At 42.1% G+C, this 11,118-nt stretch carries 10 protein-coding genes and 2 pseudogenes; 6 read left to right on the top strand and 6 right to left on the bottom strand.

Annotated elements, in window-relative coordinates:
* Positions 1 to 168: 168 nt before the first annotated feature.
* The 4 genes and pseudogenes from AACW06_RS11605 to kdgR all read right to left on the bottom strand — a co-directional run bounded on the left by AACW06_RS11605 (position 169) and on the right by kdgR (position 3,474).
* Positions 169 to 396, bottom strand: a complete 228-nt coding sequence (locus AACW06_RS11605; protein ID WP_238336694.1) for a hypothetical protein — start codon at positions 394 to 396, stop codon at positions 169 to 171.
* Positions 387 to 881 carry an exonuclease domain-containing protein gene (locus tag AACW06_RS11600; RefSeq protein WP_238336693.1) on the bottom strand — a complete coding sequence of 165 codons (495 nt, stop codon included), beginning with the start codon at positions 879 to 881 and terminating at the stop codon, positions 387 to 389. The genes AACW06_RS11605 and AACW06_RS11600 overlap by 10 nt, the downstream gene beginning before the upstream one ends.
* 2 nt (positions 882 to 883) lie before the next feature.
* Positions 884 to 2,613: pseudogene (locus AACW06_RS11595) on the bottom strand (DUF294 nucleotidyltransferase-like domain-containing protein).
* Positions 2,614 to 2,691: 78 nt separating this feature from the next.
* Positions 2,692 to 3,474 (bottom strand): DNA-binding transcriptional regulator KdgR, encoded by a 783-nt coding sequence (kdgR, locus tag AACW06_RS11590; protein WP_192075163.1) that lies wholly within the window; start codon positions 3,472 to 3,474, stop codon positions 2,692 to 2,694.
* Positions 3,475 to 3,739: 265 nt separating this feature from the next.
* On the opposite strand from kdgR, the gene kduD reads away from it, so the two are divergent.
* The 6 genes from kduD (at position 3,740) to AACW06_RS11560 (ending at position 7,861) form a co-directional block, all read left to right on the top strand.
* The gene (gene kduD / locus AACW06_RS11585; RefSeq protein ID WP_053309051.1) at positions 3,740 to 4,501 is read left to right on the top strand and encodes a 2-dehydro-3-deoxy-D-gluconate 5-dehydrogenase KduD; all 762 of its coding nucleotides are present in this window, start codon (positions 3,740 to 3,742) and stop codon (positions 4,499 to 4,501) included.
* A 23-nt stretch (positions 4,502 to 4,524) separates the two neighbouring features.
* Positions 4,525 to 5,046, top strand: a complete 522-nt coding sequence (locus tag AACW06_RS11580; RefSeq protein ID WP_192075166.1) for a YgjV family protein — start codon at positions 4,525 to 4,527, stop codon at positions 5,044 to 5,046.
* A 17-nt stretch (positions 5,047 to 5,063) separates the two neighbouring features.
* On the top strand, positions 5,064 to 5,387 hold the full coding sequence (locus AACW06_RS11575) for a cupin domain-containing protein (RefSeq protein ID WP_053308898.1): 324 nt from the start codon (positions 5,064 to 5,066) through the stop codon (positions 5,385 to 5,387).
* Between the two features lie 45 nt (positions 5,388 to 5,432).
* Positions 5,433 to 6,071 carry an RpiB/LacA/LacB family sugar-phosphate isomerase gene (locus AACW06_RS11570; protein WP_192075162.1) on the top strand — a complete coding sequence of 213 codons (639 nt, stop codon included), beginning with the start codon at positions 5,433 to 5,435 and terminating at the stop codon, positions 6,069 to 6,071.
* Positions 6,072 to 6,285: 214 nt separating this feature from the next.
* Positions 6,286 to 7,212: a sugar kinase gene (locus tag AACW06_RS11565; protein ID WP_192075161.1), complete on the top strand. Its 927-nt coding sequence runs from the start codon at positions 6,286 to 6,288 to the stop codon at positions 7,210 to 7,212.
* Between the two features lie 25 nt (positions 7,213 to 7,237).
* Positions 7,238 to 7,861 carry a bifunctional 4-hydroxy-2-oxoglutarate aldolase/2-dehydro-3-deoxy-phosphogluconate aldolase gene (locus tag AACW06_RS11560; protein ID WP_192075160.1) on the top strand — a complete coding sequence of 208 codons (624 nt, stop codon included), beginning with the start codon at positions 7,238 to 7,240 and terminating at the stop codon, positions 7,859 to 7,861.
* Positions 7,862 to 8,032: 171 nt separating this feature from the next.
* On the opposite strand, the pseudogene AACW06_RS11555 reads toward AACW06_RS11560, so the two are convergent.
* Positions 8,033 to 8,591, bottom strand: a pseudogene (locus tag AACW06_RS11555) (IS630 family transposase); the annotation flags it as partial.
* Positions 8,592 to 8,866: 275 nt separating this feature from the next.
* Positions 8,867 to 11,050, bottom strand: coding sequence for a 1,4-alpha-glucan branching protein GlgB (gene glgB / locus AACW06_RS11550; protein ID WP_192075159.1), 2,184 nt, complete (start codon positions 11,048 to 11,050; stop codon positions 8,867 to 8,869).
* Positions 11,051 to 11,118 lie beyond the last annotated feature (68 nt).

The raw sequence follows: 11,118 nt of genomic DNA, 5'->3' as shown, positions 1-11,118 counted from the left end.
TTTGCGCAAATTCATCACCTATAGAGCAAGGTCGATGCCAACCTTAAGATTGTTTAATTTCAATGAGTTATAATGACAAATGAAACATATTGAGCAATAACCTGCCTAGCGTAAGCAACTTTTTGCTCTTACCTACCAATAATTACTCCATCCGCTTTACTGTTCAGCTCAAGAAGAAAGTAATTGATGTAACAAGGGGGTTTGGTGCTTAAACAGTGATTTGATCTGTGCGGTAAATAGTTCACTCGTCGCCAAGGCATCAAATGCAACTGAGTGCTCAGAGTAGGAAGGAAGCAGATAGCGATCACGAACGTCTCTCAATTGGAAACCAGAACGACTGTCAGTTTTACCTTTATAGGAAAACTGCTTTTCGATATGTATCGTATCTAGCCACAAGCAGGGAAATTCTTCATTCCTAAGTGCTCTTGTACAAAACTATCTAAAAAAGTTCTTTCGATACACGAGCCATGAACAACTGGGACTTTCCCTGCTAATTCACTAAATAGGTTGTCCATTGCTTGGGTAATCACGACGCCATCTTTAAGCATTTTCGGCGTAATATGATTGATAATTGCAGATTCAGCTTTGATTAATTGTGCATGGTTAATAAATATCTCACTCGCACTAACAGCATCAATTTCATTGAGTGTAAAAGGCACCATCTCAATACTCAGGATGAAATCACTCTGAGCATTCACCCCTGTGGTTTCAAAATCGAATGCGACAAACTCAAGCTCAGATAAACGAATATCGAGCGGCGGCAAAGGATGCCCTAGATATTGACTGAGTCCAGCTAAACCTCGCTGTTGTTCGGACAACACTTGGTGGTGTTTATACACTTTATTCCAAGGGTTAAAATGCCGCTTGAATGCCTTTAACATCGTTACCCCTTCAAAAATATTAATTTCGCCACATCTTGTAACTCACTGATAATTTTAAACGCGTCCTTCAAATGCTTACGTTCAAAGCTACTAAATGTGTTTGGTTCGATATGGTTATTGACATCTTTACCTTCACCTAACGCCTATAACTGGTGAGTAAAGTGCACCTAGGTTATGAATTTATGAACGCCAATAATATTTTTACAGCTATCTTCGGACATCGTTCCTTGAGCTGCGGCAAAGATAAAGCGATCTTCTGTTCCAGTCATCGAACCACCGCCTGCCAAACTAAAAATACGGACTAAATCAATAATTAAATTCAGTGCATATTTTTTTGAATACAGTGATGCAAATGCTGCTGCATCTGATCGACTAAATCACTATTGCCGTAAATAGAACGCACTGATGCTTAATAATTTATTATATTCAGGGCTGGCAACCCACTTACGATAGTATTCTTTCCATGTGCTTAGCGGTTGGCAGCACTTGGGGTAAGCTGCCATGTATTTACCATCACACAATGGATAACCACACGCGGCTAAACCATTGCAAACTTTCATAGCTAATTACTTGAAATGCATCATATCTTCTGCTTTCGCATCGTCGACCAACACCAATGCACTATCTTGATCGGAAAGCATATGTACTTCATTGCGAGCATGAGAACCAGCGACCATCCAGGCATAGTCACAAGGAGCGGGGCCCAGCATCGCTTCCGTTATTTGTAGTAGGCGACGAGTAAATGCATCCATGATCATCGACATAACTCTGCCTTAAATTTCCGCACTGACACCGCTTTCTACTAGAAATTCAAAGATGGACTGACGCTCTGATTTCAATGCAGCTAATGCATTGACAGAACTCGCGTACTTGATTTTTTCGATTAAAAACAAAGCTTGAGTACGGTGGTTATGCACTAAATGTGAGGTGGTCAATAAGCCAACGACTTCTTTATCTTTTAATACAGGCAAACAGCGAATGTTGTATTGCAACATGATGGAAATCGCTTGAATGACTTTGTCTTCAGCCTGAATCAATTGTGGGTTTGGTGTCATCACATGATGAATAGGTAAAGAGATATCAATCCCGCTAGTAACAACACTCGATGTCATATCTCTGTCGGTTACAATTCCAACAATTTCTCCAGCGGATTTTACGACCGCGCAAGGACTACGACGGCCTCCAGTACCACACATTTTTCGCGCCACGTCTTGAATCGTAGCGGTAAAATCAACAATGGTGATGTTCTCACTAGCAATTTCACTCATCCGGCGGAAAACAGCCCTTTTTCTTCAGCACGGCAAACATCATTGACCGCCGAGCTCAGACTCCGCTTTAGCTGCAAAGTAATGAGCCATGTCTGGATGCTCGTCACAAACCTGCAACACCACTTTATGTGGAATGAGGTAGAGCAAAGAATCTTCCATGGCTTGCGCGCGGTAGCCATCTTCGCTGTCTTTCAAAGGCGCTAAGAAAGTAAACCAAACTGATCTTCCTCTCCTAAACGAGCACGCAGTTGTCCATCTGGTCACCACTGCTCAATCGCCCCTGTGTGGATAATATAAAGATAGCGATCTTCACATAGCGCACTAAATTCGATCTGTTCACTTTGCGCTAAGTAACGAACTTTGACTTGCTTAGACAGTGACTCAACAATGTCTCGAGGAAGCTTATCAAATGGATCTAATCTGATAAGAAAATCATAGATATTTGGAGTTAACGATGTACCCACAACAACCTCGCATTTTAAAGCGCTGTTTCGATAATTGATTATGCTTCATAAAAAGCAGCTATCAAGCTGCTTAATTGATTAAACAGGATAATTCCGGAAACCTAAATGCCCAGAAATATTACGGCAGGCACTTTGCAGTAAATCGACATAGTAAGATTTACGTTCTTCTTCAAAGCGAATAGTCGGTAACGAAATAGACAGCCCAGCAATCACATTACCAAAGCGATCGTAGATCGGTGCAGCGATACAACGAAGACCCGGCTCTTGTTCTTCATTATCTTCAGCAAAATGCTGACCGCGTACTAATTCTAATTCACTCAAAAGTTGATCAACGTTTTCGTGTGTGCGCTCGGTATGCTTAACGAATTCAACATCGCGAAGTAAACGGCGAACGTACGATTCTTCACGCTCAGCTAATAACACCTTACCAATCGCAGTACTATAGAGTGGGTTGCGTCGGCCAATACGTGACTGCATGCGTAAATTGTAACCAGAATCAATTTTGTGGATGTAAATAATACCGCTTTCGTCTAATGCCCCTAAGTGCAAAGCTTCATTGGTTTGCTCAGAAATATGGTGCATTTCTTTATCTGCAAGAGAGATAAGATCAACATATTCTAAAGATTTTGCACCCAATTCAAAGAGCTTCAATGTCAAAGAATACTTATCAGCTTCTCCTTCTTGTGAAACATAACCCTGAGATTTCATGGTTTGAAGAAAACGATAAGTGGTTGCTTTAGACATCATCAAACGTTGTGATAGCTCTGAAATACCCACTTCTTTTTGCTCCGCGAGTGCTTGCAAAATACTAAACACTTTTAGCACTGAGGATACCGATTCAGGCTGTGTGGATTTTTCCATAGTCCTTCCTTTACAACTGTTATAACTATTAATTTCCCAACATTATAACCCCTCTCATTTGGTAAACCAGTTTTTTTAAAAACGCTTTTCATAAATTTGAAACCACGCAGACTTAACGTTCAAAAAGACGATCGCCATCGATATTTTCAAAACAGCTTTTCAAAAATATTTGTGCGATATTTCTTTTTGATTTATCTTAACCATAACTTCAGTGAGCGCAGGCTTCGATTCGGTCACTAAATTCGACAATATTGAGGAAATACAAATCATGCTTAATTCATTTAATCTGAAAGACAAAGTAGCGATCGTAACCGGCTGTGATACAGGTTTGGGGCAAGGTATGGCGCTTGGTCTTGCAGAAGCAGGCTGCCGTGTTGTTGGCGTTAACTATATTGAACCAACTGAAACCATTGAAAAAATGAAAGCGGCAGGCCATACATTTTTAGATGTACGAGCCAACCTTCTTAAACAAGAAGATATTCCACACATCATTGATCAAGCTATCACTGCGTTTGGTAAAATTGACATCTTAGTGAACAATGCTGGTATTATTCGTCGTGAAGATGCCATCGAATTCTCTGAACAGAATTGGGATGATGTAATGAACATCAACTCTAAGACCGTTTTCTTCATGTCTCAAGCGGCTGCTAAGCAGTTTATCGCCCAAGGTCATGGCGGAAAAATCATCAATATCGCTTCCATGCTTTCTTACCAAGGTGGTATTCGCGTGCCTTCTTACACCGCCTCTAAAAGTGCCGTGATGGGTATCACTCGTGCGATGGCTAACGAATGGGCACGTCATAACATTAACGTTAATGCGATTGCACCGGGCTACATGGCCACCAACAATACAACGGCACTACGTGCCGACGAAGAACGCAATGCCGCAATCCTAGAACGTATTCCTGCAGACCGTTGGGGTACACCTGAAGATGTTGCTGGTCCTTGTGTTTTCCTAGCATCAGAAGCATCTGCGTACATAAATGGCTATACGATTGCTGTCGATGGTGGTTGGTTAGCTCGCTAAGATCATGACATTCATGTAAGGAAATAAATGTGGAATTATCATTAGCTCAAGCGTTAGGATTTGTGAGTTTAGCCTTAGGTATTTCCACGTTTTATCAAAAAGATGATCGTAAGCTAAAAATCATTATGTTCATTTTTAACTTGAATCATCTCTTACATTATTTTTTATTAGGTTCAATGTTGTCTGTGCTTAGCGCATTTCTTTCCGCACTACGTACAGCAACCTCAATTTATACTTCTTCAAAATATGTTGCTGCGCTATTTATTAGCGTCAGTCTCGGGTTGGGTGTTTACCTAGCTCAGCATTGGTGGGATTTGTGGCCAATTGTTGGAACAACAATTGGGACATTTGCTATTTTTATGCTGAAAGGGATAGCCATGAGAGTTGCCTTCTTGGTAGGTGCAACGTGCTGGCTAATTAACAACATCTTAGTTGGATCGATTGGCGGCACTTTACTTGAGCTGACGGTCATAACTATGAACAGCATTACTATTTATCGATTAGTCCGAGATCAAAGACGTTCATTGATAGCGCAAAACCTATAAAAATAGGAAGGTAAACCATGTTTGTTTTGAATAAAGATATCCCTTTAGAAGATTTGGGGGCAGGAATTTCTCGCAAAATATTAGCACACAGCGACAACATGATGGCCGTTGAAGTACATTTTGAAAAAGGGGCGATTGGCACAATGCACAATCATCCTCACGAACAGCTGACTTACGTTTTATCTGGCGAATTTGAATTCACCATTGGTGAAGAAACGAAAATCGTCAAAGCCGGCGACACTATGTACAAGAAACCAGAAATCATGCACGGCTGCCGCTGCTTAGAAGCAGGAATTCTGATTGATAACTTTACGCCAATGCGTAAAGACTTTTTGAAATAAGAATAATTAAAAATTGATAGGCGGCATCGCCGCAGGAGAAACACCATGAAAATTGCACTAATGATGGAAAACAGCCAAGCAGCAAAAAATGCGATGGTTGCAGGTGAACTAAATACCGTTGCAGGCGGTCTAGGCCACGAGGTATTTAATCTAGGTATGACCGATGAAAACGATCATCATCTGACCTACATTCATTTAGGTATTATGGCGAGCATCTTGTTGAACTCTAAAGCGGTAGACTTCGTTGTTACAGGTTGTGGAACAGGTCAAGGCGCAATGATGTCTCTTAACTTACACCCAGGCGTGGTTTGTGGTTACTGTTTAGAGCCTTCTGACGCTTTCCTATTTAACCAAATCAATAACGGTAATGCATTGGCTCTAGCATTTGCTAAAGGCTTTGGTTGGGCTGGTGAACTGAACGTTCGTTACATCTTCGAAAAAGCGTTTACTGGTACTCGCGGCGAAGGTTACCCACTTGAGCGCGCTGAACCTCAACAACGTAATGCTGCAATTTTGAACCGGGTAAAAGCGGCAGTAACGAAAGATAACTTTGTTGATGCACTACGTGCGATTGACCAAGAACTTGTTAAAACAGCCGTTGGTAGTGCTCGTTTCCAAGAGTGCTTCTTCAAGAATTGCCAAGATGCAGAAATTGCAGAATATGTTAAAACACTTGTCGCGTAAGCTTCCATAACGCTCATTTATCGGGAAATAAATCGAACGTTTAAGCCAACCACTGCGGTTGACTTTTTTTGTTTCAGACGACCAATAATGCAACATCGATATCAATCAAGATCGTAATCACACACAAATGAACCAATGTTTTATTTTTATTGTTATTGTTAAATGATTTCATGACTGCAATAATACCTACAATTAATGTTTAGGAGACATTTCAATGTATGTGAATAGAATCGCAGTGATCGGTGAATGCATGGTCGAACTGCAAAAGCATGGCGAGCTATACAAACAAAGTTTTGGTGGCGACACATTAAATACCGCACTTTATCTTTCACGTTTAACTCATCATCACGAAATCACCACATCTTATGTTACAGGTCTAGGCAAAGATCCATTCAGTAAGCAAATGCTGCAAATATGGCAAGAAGAAGGAATTAACACCGATTTCGTTCATTTATCTGAAGATAAATTACCGGGTTTATATACGATTGATACCGATGAACACGGTGAGCGCAGCTTTTTCTATTGGCGTAATGATTCAGCAGCAAAATATTGGCTTAGAAACCAAGCCATTCTTGGCATAGTGCATAACTTATCTCAACATCAAATGATTTATCTCAGCGGTATTAGCCTTGCAATTTTACCTGAAGATTGTCGCCAAACACTGATAGAAATCCTGACACTTTGCCGCAAAGAGGGTGTAAGAATCGCCTTCGATAATAACTACCGCCCTGCGCTGTGGGAAAATGTTGAAACCACTCAAGCAGTATACGAACAAATTTTATGTATTACTGATATTGCTTTTTTGACCTTCGATGATGAACAAATGCTGTATGGCGACATTAAAGAGCAACAAGCGATTGAACGCACCCAAAGCTTTGGCGTTACTGAAATTGTGGTTAAGCGTGGGGCAGATGATTGCTACGTTATACAAAATGGAACATTAGCTTCTATCCCCACCATACCAGTATCCACCATTGTTGACACAACCGCGGCTGGTGACTCATTCAGCGCAGGTTATTTAGCCAAACGCTTGACTGGTGGAACTCCTGAACAATCAGCTGTCGCTGGACATACATTAGCAGGCACGGTTATTCAGCATCGAGGTGCCATTATCCCTCGTGATGCAATGCCAATTATTTAAATTATGTAACCAAAAGGATTCTTTGATGAATACGATCAACCAACAACTGGCCGCCATTAAAGTGGTTCCAGTAATTGCAATTAAAGACGCAAACAAAGCTGTAAAACTGGCTCAAGTGCTGATTGAAAATGGCCTGCCTTGTGCTGAAATCACATTCCGTACAGAGCAAGCAGCTCTCGCCATGAAAAATATGCGTGAAGCTTACCCACAAATGCTGATTGGTGCAGGAACGGTTCTGACGACTGAACAAGTAGACCAAGCGATCGATGCTGGCGTTGATTTTATCGTCAGCCCAGGGTTTAACCCAACAACGGTAAAATACTGCCAACAACGCAATATCGCCATTATTCCTGGTGTGAATAACCCAAGCTTGGTTGAACAAGCAATGGCAATGGGCTTGGATACATTGAAGTTCTTCCCTGCCGAGCCTTCTGGTGGTGTGGCAATGCTCAAAGCGCTAACCGCCGTATACCCGATTAAATTCATGCCAACCGGTGGTGTTAGCCCAAGCAATGTAAAAGACTATCTTGCTATTCCTGCAGTTCTTGCCTGTGGTGGTACATGGATGATCCCGAACAATCTGGTCGACAATGAAAAATGGGATGAACTAGCGGCACTGGTTAAAGAAGTAGCTAACGTCATCGCTTAATTAAGCTCAATTATCTGTCTGTTTACCCACGTAATTGGCTTATCTATTTTTTAGTGCAGTGAATGAGTACAAGTCTGTAAACGTGTACTTATTCACTTTTATAGCAAGCCAATTTTGGCTCACACCTCCCCCCCAGTCGTGTGAGCATTTTTTATTCTCATTAATGCCCGTTCAACTTACAGTTGCAGGTTTCAATAGCTGAAAATTATCCGTAATTCTGGATACAAGTGAGCCCGCAACTTCTGGTAGTGTCACATCGAAAAACCTTTTGATAGCAGAGATGAATGTCGCTTTGGAGGAGAAATAAATATTTTCCTCACATACTCATTCATTACTTTCCAAAGCCGCTCTATCGGATTTAAGTTTGGGCTGTATGACGGTAAGTAATGAAGCTCTATATTGAGCACTTTTGCCGCATTTCTTACCAGCTCTGACCGATGATAGACTGCTCCTAGTGGATAATGTTCTTTCTTGAGCTTCCAAAAGAAGCGCACAATACTCTCACTATCCATCGTTTCATAAGTATCTGTGATCGTTGCATTAATGTCTTTCAGTGACAGAGCACCGATTAGATTCACTTGAGTACGACTACCTGTTGTTTCAATAAGCTTTCCTGTCCCTTACGGATCCAGCCATCGCTGAGTTTTGTTGATTGAGTTGGATGAACGGCATCCATGAAAAGTACAGGCGCATCGTTAAACTTAAGAGTATCGTTGTAATGCTCTATATATGGCCTGACGGCGATTATCGAATCCGAAACCAATTTTCCGCTCAGCATGAGGTCAACAACACAGAAAAAAATAAAGGCCACGAATTTAGGATCGTAGCCTTTTAGTTAAACTATCTTTTATAATTAGAAACTGTATGTGATGCCACTTTTTACTTGAAGCTACAGCGGTGTTGGCTACATTCGCTCCCTCCAATCACATAGTTTATCTATGCTCATGGGGATGAACTCACTTGCCGCCTGCCTGCAACTTCAAGTGGTTTGGGTATAGAACAAATTTATACGTTCAATTTGTAGAAAATGGTCGCCAGCGGTGGGACTCTTAATAGCAACGATTGAGGCAACCCTTCGCTTTCAAGCTCCTCCGTTTTCGCTGATGACAAGACATCAAAGCCACTGCCACCATACTTTTCATCGTCGGTATTGAGTAACAATTGATACTCACCATCAATAGGCATACCTAGCTGGAATTCTTCATGAGGCACTGGAGTAAAGTTGGTGATAATCAACACTCGTTCACCCGCTTCACTAATACGCTCATGAGCCAAAATACTGGCATCGGCTGCATCTTGAAGACGCCATTCAAAACCTCGCGGTTCACTGTCTAATTCAAATAGCGCTTTCTGTTGTTGGTAGACCGTGTTCAGATCACGCGTTAAATTTTGCACCCCTTGATGGCGTTCAAATTGCAGTAAGAACCATTGCAGTTGATCGTCGTGGTTCCACTCTGCTGTTTGGCCAATTTCCGCGCCCATGAAGTTGAGCTTTTTACCCGGCTGACCATACATGTAACCCATATATGCCCGTAAGTTCGCCGTTTGCTGCCACTCATCACCTGGCATCTTATTATGGATAGAACCTTTTCCGTACACCACTTCATCATGCGACAAAGATAACACATAGTTTTCGCTGTGCGCGTAGACAAGTGGGAAAGTAATGGTGTTGTGATGATACTTGCGATGAACAGGATCTTTTTGGATATAGGATAAGCTGTCGTGCATCCAGCCCATATTCCATTTAAAACCAAACCCTAAACCACCCATAAAGGTCGGCGCAGAGACTCCAGGAAACGCCGTTGACTCTTCAGCAATGGTCATTGCATTGGGGAAGTGTTTATACACTTCTTCGTTCATCCATTTTAAGGTAGCAATCGCATCGTAGTTTTCTCGGCCACCGTCGACATTAGGGATCCACTGATCATGGCTACGCGAGTAGTCAAGGTAGAGCATTGAAGCCACAGCATCAACGCGGATACCGTCAATATGGAATTGCTCAAACCAATACAAAGCGTTAGAAACAAGAAAACGGCGTACATGTTCGCGCCCAAGGTCGTAAATATACGAATTCCAATCTTGATGCCAACCACGACGTGGATCTGGATCATGGAACAATGGTGTACCATCAAAATTAGCCAAACCATGGCTATCCGCTGGGAAGTGTGCTGGAACCCAATCAAGTACCACACCAATACCAGCTAAATGGCATTGTTCGACAAAGTATTTGAAGTCATCTGGCGTACCAAAACGACTAGTCGGTGCAAATAAACCTACCGGTTGATACCCCCATGAACCATAAAATGGATGCTCAGAAACTGGCATTAATTCGACGTGGGTATAACCCAAGTCAACTAAGTAAGGTACTAATTGCTCGGCAAGTTCTCGATAATTTAGGAACTCACCTTGTTCATTACGACGCCAAGAACCGACATGCAACTCATAAAATGACAACGCTTGTTTACGCTTTTCTGATACAGGTCGAGTCTGCCATGCGCTATCCTGCCATTGATAGCGGCTATGGTCGTACGTCACAGAGGCAAAAGAAGGGTATTGCTCGGCATAAAAGCCCCAAGGGTCCGCCTTGTGTGGCAACCCTTCACCGTGTGGGCCTTTAAGTTCGAATTTGTATTGAGTACCCTCGGCTAAATCAGGCATAAAAATGCCCCAGATACCGTAATCAAGACGCTGCATTGGGTGGCGACGGCCATCCCAGTCGTTAAATGCACCAATCAAGCTGCACGCTTGTGCATGTGGAGCATAAACCAAGAAACGCGTACCTGAGACCTGTTTACCATCACGCTCAAGCGTAATAAATTGCGACCCCATATGATGGTACATCGACTTCGGTGTATGAAGATCATCATATTCTGCGTACAAGCTATGGTATTGATACGGGTCGTCGATCAACTGCTCAGTACCAGCCCAATCGATGGCCAATTGGTAGTGAGTAAAACGTAAATCCCTGTCAGATTTCAATACAAAACCAGAATCTTCTTCACGTTCGAGCTCAATTCGAGGTTGATTTTCTATCACCAACTCGACTTTATCTGCACCCGGCATCCATACACGTAACGCCCCTTGATCCTGAGCCAGATAAGGGCCTAAAAATGAAAACGGATCAGCAAATGCTGCATGAGAAAGTTGGCTATATACCTGCTTTTGTTTTGAAAGCTTTTTTATTTTCATATCCCTACTCCTAACCTAACTTTCTTTCAAAGTAAAAAAATGCCCGCTAACCGGCGGGCATACTAGCG

It is taken from the genome of Vibrio sp. S12_S33 (assembly GCF_963889785.1).
Taxonomy (GTDB): domain Bacteria; phylum Pseudomonadota; class Gammaproteobacteria; order Enterobacterales; family Vibrionaceae; genus Vibrio; species Vibrio aestuarianus.
The sequence above is the reverse complement of the archived record's forward strand: the minus strand, read 5'-3'. Positions and strand labels throughout refer to the sequence as shown.